Raw genomic sequence first — 20,356 nt, 5'->3', positions numbered from 1 at the left:
TAAAAAACCTTTCGTTTTAGAGGACGCGTGACGCTTTTAGTTGATCGGCATATTAGATGCAAATGTTATGGAAAATTCAGTTCCTTTACCAACTTCACTTTTGACCTGGATATCACCTCCGTGGGCATTGACGATTGTTTTAGCAATGGATAGACCAAGTCCAGAGCCATCTTTATTTCTAGAAGGATCGCCGCGATAGAACCTGTCAAAAATATTAGGTAAATCCTCTGGAGAAATTCCAAGACCTGTGTCTTGTATCTGGATAACTATTTTTTGATTGAGCATCTTTAGCCTGCAAATTACAGTCCCTTCTTTTGTATAACGGACGGCATTGTCTAATAAAATATACATAAATTGCTGTATCCGAACACGATCACCTTTTAAAACAACATCATTTTGGATGTCATACGTTAGAGTTAATTCGAATGGAACAATTCCCGAAAATCTTTTTAATAAATCATATAGAAGTAAAGATAGATTTAGTTCTTCTAGCTCCAACTCCAAATTGTCTTGATCATTTCTTGCCAAAAATAATAGATCATTAAGAAGAGAATTCATCATTTCTGCCTCGTTTTTTACATCTTCTAAAACTTCCTGTCCAAAAGAACTTAAGTTTTCTTTTTCTTCCCTTGCAAGCACATCGATCGAGCTATAAAAAATACTTAAAGGAGTTCTTAATTCATGCGAGGCATCTGCAACAAACTTTCTCTGTGTGAGAAAGGATTTTTGGATCGGCTTCATTGCTTGCCCCGCAAAAAAATACCCAGCCAAAGCAAATAATATACTGAACAATAAGGTTAGAAATAGCAGATTCCAAATAATATTATCTATTAAATGTTTGTCATTTGTAATTTCCATTCCAATCATGACGCTTCCGAAGATTCTCCCATCATGCTGAAGTGAATAATTGACCAAAAGGAAATGAGTATTCTCCCATTCTATTTCTTTCATAGACTTTGAAGATTGCTTATGAAGATCATTCCTCTCGATATATTGAGCTAAGCTTTTAACTGTCTCTTCTCCGGAAACCAAATTATGATTCCTATCAAATACATAGTAGAAAATATTTTTTTCTGGTTTATATTCCAAATATTTGTGTTTATCTTCAAAAAATATCTCAAGAAACTCATGTTCTTCCTTTTCATAAAAGCTGTTTAATTCTGCTATTTCATTATTTTTAATGTCTCCAGAAATAAAAATATATAATACAATAATAAACATGACCAGAATAATCAATAAAGATCCTGTAAAGAGTAGGGTTAGCCTTGCTTTTACCGTATTAAACATAACCGTCCCTCAATTTATAGCCAACCCCTCTAACATTTTTAATGAGGGAGGGCTGGCCAGATTGATCAATTTTTTTCCGAACAAGCTTGACCAAAGCATCAAGCGCATTCTCCGTAATCTCGACATCAAACCCCCAAATTCTTTCAAGAAGAACTTCCCTCGTTAGAATTTGGTGTTTATTTCGGAGCAATAGCTCCAATAATTCATATTCTTTCTTAGATAGTTCAATCAACTGCCCATTTCGTTTAACTATGTGTGTATTTAGATTCAATTGCAAATCTCCATAGAAAAGAATTTCTTCAAAAGGCTTCTCCGTCCTTCTCGATAGTGCTCTTAATCTTGCCGCAAGTTCCTCAAATTTGAAAGGCTTAATTAGGTAATCATCTGCACCAGAGTCTAGACCCGCAACAACATCTTCTATCGAATCTTTTGCGGTAAGGAATAAGATTCCACCTTTATAGCCTTTTTTTCTCAGCCTCCGACATGTTTCAATTCCACTTAACTTCGGCATCATCCAGTCGAGGACAATAAAATCATAATCTGTACACAAGGCATAATCATAAGCAGCCATTCCATCCCTTACCCAATCCACCCTGCAAAATTCCTTCTTCAGTAAATGAGAAATTAATTTTCCTAAACTCTCATCATCTTCAGCAAATAAGATATTCAAGAAGCTCACCCTCCTTTGTATGCGATAGTTTTCACTTTATGAATATAACGAATTTGAAAAATATTGAAAAATCTAGCGAAACAAGCATTCTCTCTATAGCGATTCGTAACCAATATCCCTTTTCATGTTATGACTTTAAATGAAACTTACATTGTGATGCAGGAAATTGACTTTTTTTATTTATGACAAAACATACTCAAATTCATATTTATTTTATCACCATCTTTAGCCAGTGTGGTTAGGTTTATGTAAGAGATAGACATAATAATTGATAATAATTGCGAACATGAAAAAAACCTGAAACAGCCATCATTGTGCCGTTACAGGTTTGAGTGATGTGACATTTTATATGAAAACGCACACAACAACGTCAGTTTTTATTTGTATCATTTTGTTACCTCATTACTTTACCGAATAATCGTAAAAAAAACCCCCTCAGGTTTAGCCTTGAAAAACGTTCCTTCGTTATATATTAATTTTTAGTACTAGATCATAATATTAAGTGCTAGAATACATATAAGTCAAAAAACTGAGGTGTAATCTATATGCTCAAATCTAAAGCAAGAATTACTGCAATAGGTTCGTATGTTCCAGAAAAAAGGTTAACAAATACCCAGTTAGAAAAAATGGTAGAAACGAATGATGAATGGATTGTAAAGCGAACTGGGATTAAGGAACGAAGAATAGCACATGAAGATGAGTTTACAAGTGACATTGCTTATAAGGCAGTAAGGAATCTCATGGATCGATACGATAAATCTGTCGATGATGTCGATATGATTATCGTCTGTACGATGACTCCTGATTTCAAGACTCCAAGCGTAGCCTCTTTAGTTCAAGCAAAGCTAGGTATTACTAGCACTGGAGCCATTGATTTGAATGCTGCTTGTGCAGGATTTACTTACGGATTACATGTAGCTAATGGATTGATCACATCTGGATTACATAAGAAAATTCTTGTTATTGGTGCTGAAACTTTATCTAGAGTTACCGACTATACAGACAGAACAACTTGTGTAATTTTTGGAGATGGTGGAGGAGCCGTTCTCGTTGAATATGACGACCAACAGCCAAGTTTTATTTCTTCTCATTTAGGTTCAGAGGGTGAAAGAGGAAGCAAGTTATATTGCACAAATCTCGCTACAAGAATGAACGGTGAAGATTTAGTAGGAAATGGTCATTTTGTTCAGAGTGGTCGCGAGGTCTACAAGTGGGCTGTAACCACTGTTCCAAAAGGCATGTTAGCTGTTTTGAAAAATACGTCAATTGATCTAAGCGACGTTGATTGGTTCGTGCCTCATAGTGCAAATGTAAAAATAATTGAGTCAATCTGTGAAAAAAGTGGTTTCCCGATAGAGAAAACATTATATAGCTTAGTTGAATTCGGGAATACTTCTTCAGCAACAATTCCCTTATCACTGGATAAAGGTGTACTTGAAGGTAAAATCAAGAATGGCAATAAGTTGCTATTATATGGCTTCGGTGGTGGATTGACACACGCCGGATTGCTAATTAATTGGAACATATGAGTTTAACGGAGAATACATCTTACTAATTCCTAAGAAAACGATTCAAGGGCTCTGGTATTTCTTCTCAACAAATAAATCCTGTAGACCTTTGTTCATCACGGTCTACAGGATTTTATTTTGGTCTATTAGAAAAAGCAGTTATGACTTTTCATTCATAGTTCCCTGTACATAATGTTGAAAAGAAATGGGACATAAGTGCTAGATTAATAAATCACTGTCCTATTCTAAAAAATTGATTTAACTGGTTAGTAACTCGACGAAATCGTGTAATCTATCCAAGGTGGTTATATTCTCATTACATTTTTTGCTATCCTGACAGATATAGTTACCTCTCTTAACATAATTATCTAGTCCAGACCGCTTTACTTCCATAACGAACATACCTATCTCTTCATGCCTGTTACAAAGTGCACAAACCCCTTTTTGATTAAGATTGGAAAATGTACCTTGTAAACCAACTAACTTGTCTTGGTACTCTACGATCATATATTTCTTGCTCGAGCCCTTATCAATCCAACCCAGGTATGAGATTTCTTGAAGATTCACTTTCTCCAGTGAGGGGCCCTTTAACTTCTTCACCTTTGGAAATAGAGTAGCAATCGTACGATCCGATATCGGATGAAACGGAATTACATACGGCTTTAGTTGAGCTAAGTACGCATCCGACGTTACTCTATTCTCAATTTGACTAATTGGGCTGATTACTTCTGCTTGCATATGAGCCAAATCATCGAAAAGCCCTACCGCTTTTTCTTGTGCGACAGATTTAACTGCATGAAGAATAGCCTTATCATTAACAGATGCATATGCATTCACGATATTTTTAGCTTGCGCCTTGATAAAATTATATTGATCATTTCGGATAAACGGTTCCATTCTACTCACTCCTAATCATGTTACAGCAATTTGACAAGTAGCCACTTGAAGAAGCCAATGAAAAAATCTTTTTGACTACTCATTATTATATGTGATCTGGCTAGCAACTCACATGTAGAAGACGACTTAGAAACGAACTCGCCATACGAAAAACTTCTATTTTTTGCACTTCCCGCACTCTTTGCTGTGTAGCGGACAGTTTTGGCTCCCTTGCGGGACCTTAACGAGTTCGCAGATTAGAAAACTTGGCATAAAAAAGCACAGATAATCTGTGATGTTCAGATCATCCGTGCTTTATCCAAGTATTATTACGAATAAACAATTTTTTTAATCGTCTCGATAGACAAAAAGTACTCCTCAGCTAATTGTTTGAGAGTCTTACCATCTTTAAATGCTTTTTTAATCCTGGTATTTCGATCATCTAGTAACTTCCTGCTTCCAGAACGTGTCCCCCATTTTTCATGGGCTGTTTTTGGTTTTGGGATATAAATAGCTTCCCCTTGAACGTGCTTTTGTATTTCTATAAGTAACTTTTCAGGTAATATTGTGGTTGCATTCACATATTTCATTTCTACTAGCCCCTTACTTTTTGAAATAGAAAAATAAGGTGCAAAGCCAGTATGATTAGAAATGAAAGCAGTACACGTGGGCGATTATGATTTGATAAACGTTAGCCCCATGCAAAGTATCGCCTTTCCAATACCCGGCTTTGCATGAGTGGCTCCAGTTTCTGGCAATCTGCTTTGATATGCCATGTAATACACCTCCAGAACTATTTATTACTTTTCTTGTTTCATCTTTCTCATGGTTGGTTGAGTTTTTGATTTTTATCATTATAGATGAAAAGAGATTGGAATGCATCTAGATATTCAGGGGTTCCGATTATTTCTTCTCAACAAATAAATCCTGTAGTCGTTATACAGATAGAACAACTTGACTTTGTCCAAAGCCAAGAACACTCATGATTAAAATCATGAGTGTTCTCGGCCAATTGATAAAGTTCTCATTAATCTGAAGTGGGTTTTAGATTAACTCCGTTTTCCTGCTAGTCCCAGGTAGGAGGAAATGACGCTCCTCCTACTTCGTAGCCCCGTAATTAGCAAATTATTCTCTCTTTACATATCCCGCATAACCGGAGGAACTTCTTTATATCCCTTAGATTTGATTGCCCCCAAAATGATTCCTACAATCATCCAGCTACTTCCCACGATAAATGTCATTCGGTCAAAGCCTGACCAAACGAAAAATATAATCAAAAAGCCAATCATCGGAAGCAGAAGGTAATTGAAAAACCCTTTTGCATCCCGTCGTCCCTTTTTCACATAGAAGTGCGCGAATACGGAGAGATTCAACACCATAAAGGTGGTTAATGCGCCAAAGTTAATTAATTGGACGATATTTTCAATCGATATAAATAATGAGACAATGAGCGAGACGAAGCCGACAAAAATCGTTGCATTAAAGGGTGTTTTGTAAACCGGATGGATTTTTCCCAAGATTCCCGAGAATGGAAGCAGTTTATCTCGACTCATGGAGTAGATAATCCGTGAAATCGCTGATTGAATCGCCAACGCATTAGCTATCCCTACAGCTGCTACGCCCACGAAGATAAGCGAATAGTATAGGAAATCCCCTCCAACTTCCCGGGCAATATCGAAAAAGGCCATATCCGGATCGAGCCCCTCATAGTCGGGATGCGCGAGAGCTGCAAGATAGGTTTGCAGCATAAAAATTAAGCCAATTATCACCAAGGAAGTAATAGTCGCTTTACCTACTGTCTTTTGCGGATTTTCCACTTCTTCAGACAGCGTGCTAATGACGTCAAATCCGAGAAAACCTAACACTGCGATGGATGCAGCACTGGCAATAAAATGAAAGTCTATCTTGTCAGCTTGAAAGATAGGATCAAGTGAAAATCCTCCCACCCCGTTTCCGTCAATAAAAACGAATTTGAAGGCAAATCCGAGAAAAATAAGCAGAACGGCAATTTCCATAGTGAGAAAGATCTTGTTTGCCCGAGCGGTTAAGCTAATTCCTCTTGCGGTAATAAAAGTATTAATCGAAATAAAAACAAGCATGATAACAACAGTAGGAATGGCAGGAAAAATACTGTTTAACCACATTGCTGAGAAACCTGTGAGCAAAGCGGGCGCCATAATGTAATCGACGGCAATTAACCATCCTGTGACAAACCCGACGTGCGGATTTAATCCGCGCTGAACATAGGAGTAGACGGAGCCAGCAATCGGAAACTCTTTACTCATTTGGCTGTAACTAATAGCTGTAAACACCATCGCAATTACCCCGACAAGATAAACCAATGGTGCCATGCCAAAACTTTCCTTGGCAATCAGGCCATAAACTTGGATAGGAGCAATCGGCAACATGGTTATCAAACCGTAAATAATTAGATCCTTCAGCGTAAGGCTTCTTTTTAATTCCTGTTTGTAGCCAAGATTTGTGCCTTTCTCACTCTCTGTCGTTTGAATCACCACTTCAGACATGAGCATTCCTCATTTCTATTGATCTGGCAAAAATCTTCCGCAGAGGAGTGGGGCTCACTCCAGCGTTAACGACACATACTTAAGTTCCAAGTATTCTTCCAGCCCTTGATGTCCACCAACCCTGCCTATTCCACTTTCCTTCACACCGCCGAATGGCGTTTGCGGATTTGCCAGAGACGTACCGTTGATCGCCAGATTACCTACTTCCAAACCGTCGATCATGCGGAACATGCGCGCAGCATCCTTGGTGTACACATAACCGGCCAAACCATATGGCGTGTTGTTGCATCGCTTCACTACATCTTCTTCATCAGTAAACGTAAGTACAGGTGCGATCGGCCCGAAAATCTCTCGGCGGGTCAGCTCCATTTCTGCATGTACCTCGTCCAAAAGCGTCGGTGCATAGAAATAGCCGTTTTGATAGCCTTCCCGGGCGATACGATTTCCGCCTACGAGCACCTTTGCTCCTTTTGCTACAGCATCGTTAACCAGTGTCTCCACCTTGTCAAGGTAGGAGGGATCGATCATTGGACCAATTTGGCTCCCTGGTTCGGTCCCACTCGCTACCTTTAAGAGCTTGATTCGTTCTGCCAGTTTCTCCACCAATTCGTGGTGAATTGTTTCGTGAACATAGATTAGATTGATTCCGTTGCAGACCTGACCACAATTCTCAAACTTGTTCCCCATAATACCGTCAACTGCTTTATCCAGATCGGCGTCAGGAAAAACGATGACAGGCGCATTGCCGCCAAGCTCAAGCGTCAATCGTTTTACGTTGTCCGCTGCCTGGCGCATGAGAATTTTGCCAACTTCTGTCGATCCTGTAAACGCGATCTTCCTCACTCTCGAATCCGCTGACAGCGTACTTCCAATCACTTCGGGATTTCCCGTAACCAGGTTGGCGACGCCAGCTGGCAAATTAGTATCCATCAGGTGCGAAATCAAAGCAATAGCAATCATCGGAGTCTGCTCGGCTGGCTTAAGAACAAAGCTACAGCCTGCTGCAAGGGCGGGTGCCACTTTCATTGCGAGAATTGCCGCTGGAAAATTCGCTGGTGTAATTAATCCCACCACGCCAATTGCTTCCCGTAATACCATCAGGCGCTGCCCCGGACGGGATGCAGGAATAATTTCTCCATACGCACGTTTCCCTTCTTCTGCATACCAGCGGATATAGACTGCGACGCCTTCTATTTCTCCTCTGGCTTCTTCGAGAGGTTTGCCCTGCTCTAACGATAGCAACTGCGCAAGCGCTTCTTTATCTGCTAGAACCCGATCTGCCCAATCCAGTAAATAGGTACCTCGTTGTCCAGCAGTCAATTTTGACCAAGACGGGAGGGCTTGGGAAGCAGCCTCTATCGCACGTTGAGTTAGCTCCTTTCCTCCATTGGGAACCAGGCCTATTGTTTCGCCCGTTGCTGGATTAATTACCTCGCTTGTATCATCTAGTTGAACTTTCTCCCCGTTAATCCATGAAAAGTTCCAATCGTTCAATTGAATCAGCTTCATCTTGTATCTTCCATCCCCTTCCCTTAATCTCTTGCTAGATAAACTCGAAATACTTCTTTCTCTCCCAATCCGTTACTTCAAAGAAATAGTCATTCAGCTCATTCTTTGCCGCAATCAGATAATGCTCGACCACGTCAGTGCCCAGAAGCTGTCTTGCTATCTCGCTCTGCTCCAACAGATTGATCGCCTCTGCCAGATTAGAAGGGAGTCGTTTTACACCCGGTGCACTCGAAGCGTTACCCTTTGTGGGCTCGGCTATATCAATTTGATGCTCAATGCCATACAGACCGGAAGCCAACATGGCGGTTAAAACAAGGTAATGATTCACATCAGCGCCCGGGATGCGATTCTCTACCCGACACGATTTGCCTTTTCCATCGACGCGAAAGGAAGTTGTCCGATTATCTTCTCCCCACGTCAATGTATTTGGGGCTCCGCCAGTATTCGAAAGACGTTTGTATGAATTGATATAAGGTGCATAGAAGATCATGAATTCTGGTGCCAACGCCATCATGCCGCCAAGGAAGTATCGTCCAGTATCTGTTAATCGATGTTTGTGGTCAGGATCGTAGAAAAGATTATTTCCAGTGTTGTCCCACAGACTGATGTGCGTGTGCCCGCTGCTTCCTGAATCGTTCGTGTCGTGCTTGGCCATAAAGGTGACCATCATGTTGTTTTGCGCGGCGATCTCTTTGATTCCGTTTTTATAGAGAGCCGTGCGATCCGCCATCTCCAAAGCATCCGCATACTTTACATTGATTTCGATCTGCCCATTACCCCATTCGCCCTTGATAGCTTCAAGTGGAATGCCAATTTCTTCCAGGTAACGAGAAACCTGTCCCAAAAACCAGTCATCCACGTTTAGCCGATAGATGGAATAATCAATCGGATAAGAGAACAACGGCTTTAGATTGGTAAAATTCTTTTCGCGGGCAGATTCTGATGTCTCTTTGAAGATGTAAAACTCCATTTCGGATGCAGCAAATGCCTGAAAGCCCATCGACTCCGCCTTCTTCAATTGCTTTTTCAGCATGTGCCGCGGTGCTATGCTCACCACAGAACCATCCTTGTTAAAAATATCTCCCAACACAATCGCATTTTTTGCAATCCAAGGATAGGTACGAAGCGTGCTGAAATCAGGTGTGACTTTCATGTCGTGCAAGCCAGTATCAAAGTTACAGAACTCATAATTTTCAGAAAACTTAAGACTTACATCCCAAATGAAATTAATAGCGCACGTGTGGATTCCTTCCAGCGCATCTTCTAAAAAGAAGCGCGCGGGAAGCTTTTTTCCAAACAGTTTACCTTGCATATCGACACCTGCAACCGTAATCGTATCAATCAAGCCATTCTGAACATGGTCTTGCAATTGTTTCAAATTCATTTTTCCCATTTTACCTTCACTTCCTTCTGTCAGGTTAATATGCTTATTGAATGGTCCACCCTCCGTCAACAACAAGAGTGCTTCCCGTAATGTATTCTGACTCATCCAGAGCAAGGAAGACAACTGCATTGGCAACATCCTGTGGCTTACCGACCCGTCCTGCAGGCACACGATCTAATACCCATTGCTTAATTTCCGGGATAGCCAAGCCTTTTTCGGTGAAAGGGGTTTGTACCACACCAGGAGCAACACTGTTGACCGTAATGCCATAGGAAGAGAGCTCCAATGCAGTCGCCTTGGTCAACATATGCAATCCGCCTTTGGAAGAGTTGTAATGAGGCTGGCAGTGACCGCTACTGGAAACAACGCGTTGGGCTTCAACCGATGTGATGTTAATAATTCGCCCTTTTTGACCCGTTTGAATCATTTCCTTCGCAACCGCCTGCGAGCATAGAAATGGTGCCTTCAGATTCACATTGTGTACACGATCCCACTCTTCTTCGCCCAGTTCAAGAAACGGTGTAAATGCAACGATCCCGGCATTATTAACTAGAATATCAATTTTTCCAAGCTCACGAATCGTTTGCGCAACCATATTCTCCACTTCCGCTTTTTTGGTCACGTCCACTTTTATCACCATTGCTTTGCTACCTTCAGATGCGAGAGAAATCGTTTCATGTGCAGCCGCCTCATTCAAATCAGCAACAACCACAGTTGCCCCTTCTTGAAACAGACGAAGGGCAATCGCCCGACCATTTCCTGAACCAGCACCTGTCACAATCGCTACCTTATTTTTTAATTTCATGCAAAATCATCCTCTCATTTTGTTTTGTGATGAAATTCTTCAGAATCTGTTGATACGTGTACAGTGATTCAATATTCACATGCTCATCAGGACCATGGTGATTCGCACCAACAGGACCAAATTCCACTGCTGGTATGGCATGCTTGGCGTAGAAGCGGGTATCAGCCGATCCATCCTGCCCAAACAGTTTTATGGGTTTCCCCGTCAATTCGCTAGTTGTCTTTTGCAACAAGCTCACATGCCTGTCGTTTTCGTCTGTTTGAACCGGATCGCCTTGCTGAACAACCGTTACGGTAGCATCTGATACAACGTTTTTGATATCAGCTAAAATCTGTTCTGGGTCCTGATTGGGAAGATATCTAATGTCCAAATGAAATGAACAATGATCCGGCACCTGATTAATCGCCTTCCCACCCTCTATCTTTGCTAGGTTAAAGGAAGGTCTCTGAAAAAACTTGCTGCTGGCATGTAAAAAATCAAGGGATTGGATATTCTGATAGTTTTCCAAAGCTCTTGTGATCGCATTTTTCCCTAGCCACGGCCGACTGCCGTGAGCAGCAATACCACTTACCTCAATTTGAAGCTGTAAGACTCCCTTTGCCTGAACCGCAATATGAAGATTAGTCGGTTCCCCACAAATGACAAAATCGCCTCGCGCTCCCTGTTCAACTAAAAAGCCTGTGCCACACTGGCCTCCAGTCTCTTCATCTGGAACCAGTTGCAAGACAACCTTGCATGCAGAAGGCTGTTTGGCTATCTCCGCTGTCACGATCATCATGGCTGCGACTGCACCAAGCATGTCGTAGCTGCCACGGCCAAACAATTTGCCATCTTCTATTCGAGGAACAAAGTCTAATGGATCACCCGGAACCACATCCAGATGTCCGTTTAAAATCAGTGTTTCTCCTGAGTCAGACTGACCGCCTACTGCCACAACGCTCTTTAAGCCTTGGTTTTCCAACACTTTTATACTGAGTCCTTGCTGTCCTAGCCAGTTCGCGCAAAATTCTGCGGATGTATTGATTGCTTCTGGACTGGTATTTTTCATTCGAATCAAATCAATAGCTAACGGTACAAGAAAATCTTTCATGTAGCCACACCCTTCGCTTTCCTATCATCATGTTGAAATACATCCCCTCCTTTTGGGGTCGTTGCTCTTAGAGATTGCAAAAGCTATGCCATGTAAAAAATTTGAAAATAATGCCCAGTAATGATGTGAAGTGCTCCATTTTTCAAAAAATAAATGGGATAAACAGGCGAAAATCATCCCATTTATCCCATTTGTCCCGTTTAAATTGTCCCATTCTGGATTTTTTGGTATCCCTGTGGCGTCAATTTACACCCGGAACGTCCTGAAGCCACTTCTACATATCCAGCTACACGTAGCTTTTCTACTGTTTTTCTAACTTCATTCTCCGAAATAGCCAACCCTTTTTCTTTCGCACTTGTAACGATTGCTCTTCTGCCTGCGTTTTTCCCCTCCGCTTTGGATTGATGAATGATATTGAGTACTAATTTCTCTACACTGATCCCTGCTGCACTTACGGAAACGATCTGATCCTTCGTATCGAGAGGGATTGGATTTTGATCGACCTGTTCATCGGAATACATAGGAAGATCCTCAATGGTCAGATTTCCATCATTCATGAAGGCGATGTATTCCATCGTATTTTCCAGTTCTCTTACATTGCCTGGCCAGCGATAGTACTGCAATGCCTCATAGATTCCGTCCAACCCCACCTCAATTGCTCCTCTACGCTCCAAAAAATAAGAGGCAAGAAGCGGAATATCCTCTCGCCTTTCACGTAACGGAGGTACTTCCAGTTGCAATATTTTTAAACGGTAATACAAATCATCGCGAAATTTCCCTTCTTCGACGAGCTTTGCTAAATGGCGATTGGTCGCTGCAATGATTCGAACATCGACATGCAGGAGCCGTGTCCCACCCACTTTCAAAACTTCCTTCTGCTGCAATACCCGTAGCAAACGACTCTGCATGTTGGGGGAAATATCACCAATCTCATCTAAGAAGATGGTTCCCTTATGTGCTTGTTCAAACAAACCAGGCTTTCCACCCTTTTTCGCTCCAGTAAACGCCCCTTCCTCGTATCCAAATAACTCGCTCTCCAGCAAATTATCCGGAAGGGCACTACAGTTAACTGCCACGAAGGGAAAAGAAGCCCGATGTGAAGCCTGATGGATTGCGTGTGCAAATAATTCCTTTCCAGTCCCACTTTCTCCCAAAATCAGTACACTCAAATCACTCTTCGCCATTTTTTCCGCTCGCGAGACTACTTTTATCATTTTTTCCGATGATGTGATCAAATCACTGAACGAGTATTTGGCTTCATGTCCCTTTGACTGCATGCGGAGTTTCAGCTCCAGCTCTTCAACCTTTTTACCTATTTTCAGCGTAAGCACACCGCCTGTAACAAGGCCGTTTTCATCGATATGCTGTCGATTTATCAGGATCTTTTGCTTTTTGATGTGAATGAGGCAATCTTTCCACTCTTGCTGCAGTGTAATTGGATCGACCCCTTCTCGGTGAAGCAGTCCTTCCACTGTGTGTTTTTGCGCCTCTTCTGAAGAAAAGCCAAAGATTGTTTCCGCAGTCCGATTAAATAAGGTAATAATTCCATCATGATCGTATGCAATGACGCCGTCCTGCACCATATTTAACGTTCTTTGCAGAATATTATTGATATGAAGCATTCCTTGGAGCGTGAATTGGATACCTTGGCTGCGTGTAACAATTTTGTCAGCATAACGTGAGAGGACGTTTCTGGTTTCGTTATTCAGCAGTTGAAACTGGGTTAAAATATCAACCAGTGTACTTACATCCACTACTCGTTCATTGATATCGATCACCTGATTGATGAATGCGGGTACAAGCTGTCTTTCACCCGGTGTGATGGCAGCTGTTGTTTCCTGCCAATTCGGCACACCAGGATAATACGGAAACAGTTCAAGATGACCGGCGCCCAATTCTCTTAACAGGGAAATTGTTTCTTCCGAGGAGTCTCTTTGGTCATTGACTACAAGGAGTTTACTTCCCGACGGAATAGCCATCACTTTTTCCCAGCTTTTGCGAAGCAACGTACGCCTGATAACAAAAATGATTGTTCCTGTTTTGATTCGAGGTGCGATATCTCGAGTAAAGATGGTCTGTGTACTTATCAAGACCATATGGAATTCATTCTTGTTTTCTCTCCATTCATGCATGGAAAACCCAATAAATGTAATGAATTTTCCTAATATTTCGTTCAGTTGAATTGCAATGACATTCGCTGTTTTTTCAGATCCTGCTATGATCGCTACTCTTCTCAAACTATCCTTAATTTGAATCACTTCCTCTTGAAATAATCTTTGCTTTTTTACTATATTTTTTCATTTGTTAGTATCTATAAAAAGATCGGACATCTCTTTTAAAAGTGTGATGATCAAAAATGTTACGAATTTTAAGGGTGAATAACCTTTTATAGCAAGAAGTATGACTCAAGAAAAATGAGATTGGAAAATATGATTACTCTAAGTAATGTCATGTGAATCATATTAGTTGAGAAATCCTCCACGGCACTTATCTAGCATTATACTATTATTCACGAGTATACATTCACTTTATAAAGAGACTGTATTGGTTGTTATAGAATGAGTCTAAGAACCAAGTGTCTTGTAACACAAATGTGGTTGCTCCTTACAAGTATTACGAGTTTTAAGCTGTTTCTTAACAACCTGAAATCTGTCACTAGACATATTGAATGACATAAATATGGTTGCACTTCTCAATGTACAACCATATTTATGTCTAAAATAGACAACTATGTTTGTGTCACTAAACTTGAAACTATTGGGTGACAAAAAAGGTGGCCTCCTTCGATTTTAATAGCTGCAACTATTGCTCAGTACTAGTGATTATAATAAATTATCATTAGCGACGCCTGCCCTTATAATGGCATCCCTTACATTAAAATCGGCACTTGCCCATTACCATGCGCATGTCCCTTAAAGGAACCCCCTCAGATAATGCCTCGATCGAAATGTATCACGAAGGCATAGACATCTCGCTGGACTCCGTCCACCTCATACTTTCCAACATCATAACCCCAATCCATTTGAGCTTGTTTTCCAGGTGGTGTTTCAAGCCTTACAGTTACTTGTTTTTTTGGCTGTTTCCTGTAAGGTCTGACGAAATCTCTTAGAATGGTTACTTTACCTTGATAACCCATTGCTGTTATCTCAAGTAAAACGGAGCAATTTGTCGTTCCCTCATTTAGTCTTTGTAGAATATAAGATTTGAAAGGGTCAAGCTTACTTGGTTTCTTCTCAGCTGGTGCCTTTTCAGGTAGTTTGTCTTGATATAAATATTTACGTATTGTTTTAAGATCGAATCTGGTCACATCTGATATAACTTTTTGAGTCCATCCTTTTTGATGTAATTCTTTTATCATAAAAAATTCCCCAATCTTGAACATAGCTTCTCTACTCCATCGTGGAAGTTTTATAGCTATTGTCCATTATTTATGGGGAATTTGAAACCGTTGATATTAGGGATTTTAGCACTGTTGCTTACAAAAAGTCAGGTCTCCCCAGGTAAGAGCTTTATCTTCCCCTCCATCCATCTTACTCTCATTCGCCTTTGGCAGTAAGGGCTTTATCTTGTTAAGCAGACTCACCCAACGAATGCTAGAATTATATGAGATTCGCGTTCCTCTGACCGGAGGTTTGCCACCGACTTCCTTCAGATTCCACCTCACGATGGATACCCTTGTTTTAAGCTATGTCTACTACTGCCTTCACCATTTGGGACTTGAACCCTATAGATAACGTCCATGCAGGGCGCCCTTGAAATAGGTCTAAATCCTAGAGAGTAATAATTACATTCTCTTGGAATGACAATGCCAGCATTTTCTACTGTTTATTCTTAAGAGGAAGACAAATGACTATTTATGTCGATTAATTATTTCAATTGAAACTTCCTTTGACTCTAGATTGATGAATTTTACTAGGGAAAGAGAGGATATAGACATAAAGGAAATAATAGTGGATATGAATTTTGATAGGTTAGATTAATGAACATAAGAATTACAAAACCCATGTAGGAAATGTCTTTTCCTACATAGAGTTTTGTAAGAACAAAGGAAGCCATATAAAATAACAGGCTCCCTAATTATTTTTCTAAACACCAATAAGGGGTTTGAACTTCATACTCTATTGGCAAGATTGAATTACTTGATCGTGATTGTGCTCGGGTAAGTTTCCAATTTTTCCTAGTTTACACGATTCAAGTATTGCTTTTATTTAAGTACTGGGGCCATTTTCTACACCAGAGTCAACAGGTGGTTCTATCAAATCGACAGGTTCTTCATTAAGTGGTGTATTGTCGTGCGGAAGTATAATTTCTGTGTCTGATGGATTTTCTGATGGATTTTCAGCCGGAGGCTCGATGCTAGGATCGGGTTGTTGATAAGTGTTCGGTTGTTTCGTTTCAGTTTGCTTGGTAGTCTTAGGTGTAGGCTGATTGGATTGTACTGACTTCATGGGTTTTTGCTTTGTTTTTGATCTTGTTTCTACTGATTTCGCTTCCTCTGGAAGTAAAATAGGAGAATCGTTCAAGTTAGTAGTGGTGTTACGCGCAATTCCCATCTCATTTTGCAACCTTTCTCGAATCGAAGTTAATTGTTCTTTAGGCAGATAAGTAAATTTTGTTTGCCAGTAAGCACCATTCTCTAGAATGGTAATTGCACTTGAATTAATGTTTTTAAAGTTAAATACTAGTCCCATAATTTGATCTTTTGTTAAATCTGTACTTACATAAGTACTACTAACCTCAACAATTTTGGGTATTTTCGTCATTCCATCAAATGTACTGATTTTATTCATTATTGCTTTTATTACTTCTTGTTGACGTCTGTTTCGATCGAAATCACTGGAGTAATATAATTCTCCCCGATTATCTTTTCTATGACGTACGTATCCAAGAGTTTGGTCTCCATTTAATAATTGGAGTCCGGGCATGAGATCAATGTGTGTCCCATCAGTTGGATCATTATATTTCAACTCGCGGTCTATATTTATTTCTACGCCTCCAATTGCATCGATAACCGAAGTGAATCCTTGAAAGTCAACTTGTACAGAATATTGGATTGGAATTCCTAATATTTCCTCCAAAGTTTTTTTCACTAATTTTATACCGTTCATATCAGCCTTTTGTCCTTTACTTTCGGTTTGTCGACGTTCTAATTCACCATAATAATAAATTGAATTAGCTTTGTGATAACCATTAAAACCCTCAATTTTCGTTCGAGTATCTCGAGGAATCGAAAGCATCGTGACTTTTTTGTTCATCGGATTAATTACTGCAACGAGCATGACATCTGTATTCTGCATTCCATTTTTATTACGTGTGTCTCGTCCAAGAATTACTAGTGACACCGGCTTATCGGATTGGTAAATACCGTCATCCTTAACTAAAAGATTATCGTCACGATTTGGTTGTGTAATTTGTTCAAGTACTTTATTGGTATTCCACATTATCATACCACCTACACCTCCCATACTTAACAGTGAAAGAATGCAAAATATGAGAAAAAGTCGGAGTCGATGACGACGTTTTTTTTGTCTTAACGTAGGTTTTCGGGGTGCACGTGGAATCGTACTCATTGAGTCAGTTTCAGGCATGGTATACTCCTTATGAGGTTTTATGTATTACGCGCACGATAATTTGACAAAATTATTCGACATTTCAAAAGATATGATTGATTTCATTTGTAGTTTATCACATATTTACATTTTTCTTCAAATAATCCGGAGAATAACTTGGGTATAATAACATGAAAAGTGCCTTAAATCTTTGATAGAATGGTGTTTCCTATCACAACATCCCAGAAAAAAGGAGCATCTATAAGGTGAAGTCTACCACAAACATTTCCTCGATATCCCCCGGCTATTTGTGAAACAGTTGAAGAATAAACTAAGTAGTACTTGTTGGATTTTAATTATCAAAGTTCCTGGGAGCAAATGTTATAAACTACTGTTTTCAAACTGATAAAATATCTTTCTGCTGTTCGTTGAATATGTATGAGACTAATCAATCCTTCCGTACAAAAAAGCCAGTCAAAACACAAAAATAAAGTGTTAGACTGGCTTTGGTTTATTGAACTATCGAATCCGTTAGCTTAATGCCTTGTGATACGGTTTCCCCGCGCTGTCTGTAACGGTAAGTTTTCGTGTATGCTACTTGCAATTCAAATTAGGCAGGAAAAATCAAATCAATCCGATATTAATTTTGAATAGATATTGAGATCGTTAAACTTTCCGTCTACTCTTTCATATTGTCTTAGTGTTCCTTCAAACGTAAAGTTTAGCTTTTGTAAAAGTTTTATTGAATTCACGTTTTCAGGTTCAACTTTTGCTTCGATTCGATTCATCTTTAATGATGAGAATGCGTAATCTAACAAAGAATAGATAGCTTCTGAAGCATATCCTCTTCCCCAAAATGATTTAGCAATGTCATATCCAATTTCTGCTTTTGCATTTTCAAAATCCAAGGAATTATAACCACAAGAACCTATGATTTCATTAGATTCTATTTTAATTATGGAGAAACGAATAGCTTTGCTCTCATGAGAAAGATCATCAAGGAGAGTAATCATTTCTTTTGCTTGATTTTCATTAGTTAAACAACTAACATTCATAAATTTAGTAACATCTGGATCAGACCAAATTTTAAACAAGCTAGACGAATCCGATACCCTCATTTTTCTCATATGTAAACGTTCTGTGTGTAACTCTGTAATCAATACTTTTACCTCCATTATATTTTAATAGTTAGGTTGAAAATATTGACATCTGCGCATAGTTCAGTCCCTTCATTTTTGAAGATAGTTTCATTGTACAAGAGGTTATAGGCTTTATCTACTCTAATCCCCCAAAAATATTTATCAATGCCGCTTCAACCTTTATCATCATTTTCTGCTTTACCACTATTTGTGATACAGTTCACCGTATAGTATCTAAGAACAAAGTACGATTTGATCATAAAATTTACATCAGCATATAACCACAAAGCCACTCCAAAAAAATGGAGTGGCTTCTTTGATTGAACTATCGAACCCGTTAGTTCAGCGAAAAGTTTCAAAGAGGTTCCTTTTAAATAAAGTCAAAGGTAAAAATGTCTGATTTGGCATTGAGCTAGTAAAAATGACCACCATCTCATACTTAGGAACAACAATAATATATTGACCCTCATATCCCATTGCAAAATAGGCATGAGGAGTCGTCGGTTCATGTTTCTCATTAGTTAGTATCCACCAATGATATCCGTAATTGCCTATATCTAAACCTAACCATCTCCTATCATACTGAAATGGAAAGGACTTGTGAAAAAACAACTTTAGACAAAAAAATTCCTCGAGATTATAGAAAAACATCCTACCTCTATTGTTGAATATGCCGATTTTCAGTCGAGCACTTCAATATAAAGGAAGGATGTGGGCAGATTTGGAGCTATTTAATATTTTTCTGTAGGAGAAACGTAAAGGGATTACATGCTTGTGCTACTTGAAGGAGACGCGAGTATAATTTAGTTTCACCCCTGGTTCAGTCCATTTCATTAGTCTTTAGTAACAATAGGGGTTCCAATCCCTCTGCTCATTTTTTTGAATAGCAAGATGGCAAGAAGTAAAGCGATGCTTACGGCAGCTAAACTTACCCAATTCAAATTCAGGACAGAGGTACGGCTGATGACAAGCCCGCCTAATCCAGATCCCAGTGCAAAACCAAATTGGATGAAGGAAGTATTTACACTTAGGGCAATGTCCGGATTTCGAGGCACCAGAGTGACCAGTAATAGCTGCTGGGCAGGGGAAATACTCCAGGTTGCTAACATAAAGATCATAAAAACCAAGATCAATACAAAGAGATTGGCACCGGCTAGAGCGATTAAAAGGAGAGTTACTCCTTGTAACAGGAGTCCCAGACAAATTGTGAATTTCGATCCCTTTGCATCTGCCAATTGTCCGCCCACTCTTGATCCGACGAAGCTGCAAATTCCTGCGAGAAATAGAACTCCGCTAATTTGGGTTATGGAAAGAGGAGATGTAGCTTGCAAGAAAGGCGTAATATAAGTGAATAGTGTAGAATAGCCGCCGATATAAAATAAAGTAATGACCAAGGCAGTCAGAATTTTTGAATCTTTTAAAATGGAGAGCTGCATCCTGAGGGTAACTGCTTCTTCTTCTTTAATTGCCGGAACCTTTTTATAGACGTAAGCAATGGAAGAATGCTTAATAAACCGATCAAAATAAACAAAACTCTCCATCCAAACATCTCGCTAAAAAATGTGCCAATCGGAACACCCAGCACGAGCGAGCTGCTGAGGCCCATCAAAATAATGCCGATAGCACGGCCTCTTCTTTCTTTTTCAACCAGTCGAGTAGCTACTGCCATGGCTACCACCGTAACGATTCCTCCGCTAACCCCTTGAATAATTCGTATCCATAGTGCTGTTTCATAAGAAGGGCTTATAAACATCAATCCGTTGCTGGCAATGAACACACTGAGGGTAACCATGAGCAGCTTTTTGCGATCCACATTTATCGTTAGGGCGATCAGAATTGGAGCGACAATGGCCGCTGCGAGAGCAAATACAGTCACCAATAACCCAGCTTCCGAAGTAGTTACTCCTAATTCCACGGCGATCATTTCAATGACTCCTGTAATAATGTATTCAATGGTTCCGATCAGAAAAACAGCAAGTGCCAGGACATTGATGATCAGGTTATTTTTCAATTC

Annotated in this window: 14 protein-coding genes and 2 pseudogenes; 1 reads left to right on the top strand and 15 read right to left on the bottom strand. The window is 39.9% G+C overall.

The genetic code is table 11. From position 1 onward, the window contains the following. Nucleotides 1-36 precede the first annotated feature (36 nt). Both LM917_RS03020 and LM917_RS03015 read right to left on the bottom strand, forming a co-directional pair. The gene (locus tag LM917_RS03020; RefSeq protein ID WP_232696017.1) at nucleotides 37-1,287 is read right to left on the bottom strand and encodes a sensor histidine kinase; all 1,251 of its coding nucleotides are present in this window, start codon (nucleotides 1,285-1,287) and stop codon (nucleotides 37-39) included. Beyond that, nucleotides 1,280-1,957 carry a response regulator transcription factor gene (locus LM917_RS03015; protein ID WP_232696016.1) on the bottom strand — a complete coding sequence of 226 codons (678 nt, stop codon included), beginning with the start codon at nucleotides 1,955-1,957 and terminating at the stop codon, nucleotides 1,280-1,282. Before LM917_RS03015 ends, LM917_RS03020 begins: the two co-directional genes overlap by 8 nt. A gap of 545 nt (nucleotides 1,958-2,502) precedes the next feature. On the opposite strand from LM917_RS03015, the gene LM917_RS03010 reads away from it, so the two are divergent. Further along, a complete protein-coding gene (locus tag LM917_RS03010) occupies nucleotides 2,503-3,486 on the top strand; it encodes a ketoacyl-ACP synthase III (protein WP_232696015.1) in 984 nt (327 codons plus the stop codon). 237 nt (nucleotides 3,487-3,723) lie between these two features. Here the strand turns inward: LM917_RS03010 and LM917_RS03005 are convergent, their stop codons facing one another. From LM917_RS03005 to LM917_RS02945, 13 genes and pseudogenes are all read right to left on the bottom strand, one after another. Then, nucleotides 3,724-4,362 carry a FusB/FusC family EF-G-binding protein gene (locus LM917_RS03005; protein WP_232696014.1) on the bottom strand — a complete coding sequence of 213 codons (639 nt, stop codon included), beginning with the start codon at nucleotides 4,360-4,362 and terminating at the stop codon, nucleotides 3,724-3,726. Between the two features lie 308 nt (nucleotides 4,363-4,670). After that, on the bottom strand, nucleotides 4,671-4,931 hold the full coding sequence (locus LM917_RS03000) for a CD3324 family protein (protein WP_232696013.1): 261 nt from the start codon (nucleotides 4,929-4,931) through the stop codon (nucleotides 4,671-4,673). Between the two features lie 546 nt (nucleotides 4,932-5,477). Further along, entirely contained in the window at nucleotides 5,478-6,866 is a 1,389-nt protein-coding gene (locus LM917_RS02995) for an APC family permease (protein ID WP_232696012.1), read from the bottom strand. 54 nt (nucleotides 6,867-6,920) lie between these two features. Then, nucleotides 6,921-8,375, bottom strand: a complete 1,455-nt coding sequence (locus LM917_RS02990) for an NAD-dependent succinate-semialdehyde dehydrogenase (protein WP_232696011.1) — start codon at nucleotides 8,373-8,375, stop codon at nucleotides 6,921-6,923. A gap of 34 nt (nucleotides 8,376-8,409) precedes the next feature. Continuing rightward, nucleotides 8,410-9,888 carry a glutamine synthetase family protein gene (locus tag LM917_RS02985; RefSeq protein ID WP_232696010.1) on the bottom strand — a complete coding sequence of 493 codons (1,479 nt, stop codon included), beginning with the start codon at nucleotides 9,886-9,888 and terminating at the stop codon, nucleotides 8,410-8,412. Then, entirely contained in the window at nucleotides 9,803-10,564 is a 762-nt protein-coding gene (locus tag LM917_RS02980) for an SDR family NAD(P)-dependent oxidoreductase (RefSeq protein WP_232696009.1), read from the bottom strand. Before LM917_RS02980 ends, LM917_RS02985 begins: the two co-directional genes overlap by 86 nt. Further along, nucleotides 10,548-11,654: a M20 family metallopeptidase gene (locus LM917_RS02975; protein WP_232696008.1), complete on the bottom strand. Its 1,107-nt coding sequence runs from the start codon at nucleotides 11,652-11,654 to the stop codon at nucleotides 10,548-10,550. The genes LM917_RS02980 and LM917_RS02975 overlap by 17 nt, the downstream gene beginning before the upstream one ends. A gap of 200 nt (nucleotides 11,655-11,854) precedes the next feature. Continuing rightward, nucleotides 11,855-13,912, bottom strand: a complete 2,058-nt coding sequence (locus tag LM917_RS02970; RefSeq protein ID WP_232696007.1) for a sigma-54 interaction domain-containing protein — start codon at nucleotides 13,910-13,912, stop codon at nucleotides 11,855-11,857. Between the two features lie 692 nt (nucleotides 13,913-14,604). Then, nucleotides 14,605-15,036: pseudogene (locus tag LM917_RS02965) on the bottom strand (IS21 family transposase); the annotation flags it as partial. Nucleotides 15,037-15,117: 81 nt separating this feature from the next. Continuing rightward, nucleotides 15,118-15,318 carry a hypothetical protein gene (locus tag LM917_RS02960; protein ID WP_232696006.1) on the bottom strand — a complete coding sequence of 67 codons (201 nt, stop codon included), beginning with the start codon at nucleotides 15,316-15,318 and terminating at the stop codon, nucleotides 15,118-15,120. Between the two features lie 544 nt (nucleotides 15,319-15,862). After that, a complete protein-coding gene (locus LM917_RS02955) occupies nucleotides 15,863-17,095 on the bottom strand; it encodes an LCP family glycopolymer transferase (protein WP_232696005.1) in 1,233 nt (410 codons plus the stop codon). 737 nt (nucleotides 17,096-17,832) lie between these two features. Next, nucleotides 17,833-18,363 carry a GNAT family N-acetyltransferase gene (locus LM917_RS02950; protein ID WP_232696004.1) on the bottom strand — a complete coding sequence of 177 codons (531 nt, stop codon included), beginning with the start codon at nucleotides 18,361-18,363 and terminating at the stop codon, nucleotides 17,833-17,835. 812 nt (nucleotides 18,364-19,175) lie between these two features. Beyond that, nucleotides 19,176-20,353, bottom strand: a pseudogene (locus LM917_RS02945) (MFS transporter). Nucleotides 20,354-20,356 lie beyond the last annotated feature (3 nt).

This window comes from Brevibacillus daliensis (genome assembly GCF_021245735.1).
GTDB classification, from domain to species: Bacteria; Bacillota; Bacilli; order Brevibacillales; family Brevibacillaceae; genus Brevibacillus_B; species Brevibacillus_B daliensis.
Note: the sequence above shows the minus strand (reverse complement) of the source record. Positions and strands in the feature narration are given on the sequence as shown.

Excerpts from the sequence above, each read along its gene's own strand:
- LM917_RS03020 (WP_232696017.1), bottom strand. The coding sequence starts at position 1,287 with ATGTTTAATACGGTAAAAGCAAGGCTAACCCTACTCTTTACAGGATCT.
- LM917_RS03010 (WP_232696015.1), top strand. The coding sequence starts at position 2,503 with ATGCTCAAATCTAAAGCAAGAATTACTGCAATAGGTTCGTATGTTCCA.
- LM917_RS03005 (WP_232696014.1), bottom strand. The coding sequence starts at position 4,362 with ATGGAACCGTTTATCCGAAATGATCAATATAATTTTATCAAGGCGCAA.
- LM917_RS03000 (WP_232696013.1), bottom strand. The coding sequence starts at position 4,931 with ATGAAATATGTGAATGCAACCACAATATTACCTGAAAAGTTACTTATA.
- LM917_RS02995 (WP_232696012.1), bottom strand. The coding sequence starts at position 6,866 with ATGTCTGAAGTGGTGATTCAAACGACAGAGAGTGAGAAAGGCACAAAT.
- LM917_RS02990 (WP_232696011.1), bottom strand. The coding sequence starts at position 8,375 with ATGAAGCTGATTCAATTGAACGATTGGAACTTTTCATGGATTAACGGG.
- LM917_RS02985 (WP_232696010.1), bottom strand. The coding sequence starts at position 9,888 with ATGCAGTTGTCTTCCTTGCTCTGGATGAGTCAGAATACATTACGGGAA.
- LM917_RS02980 (WP_232696009.1), bottom strand. The coding sequence starts at position 10,564 with ATGAAATTAAAAAATAAGGTAGCGATTGTGACAGGTGCTGGTTCAGGA.
- LM917_RS02975 (WP_232696008.1), bottom strand. The coding sequence starts at position 11,654 with ATGAAAGATTTTCTTGTACCGTTAGCTATTGATTTGATTCGAATGAAA.
- LM917_RS02955 (WP_232696005.1), bottom strand. The coding sequence starts at position 17,095 with ATGTGGAATACCAATAAAGTACTTGAACAAATTACACAACCAAATCGT.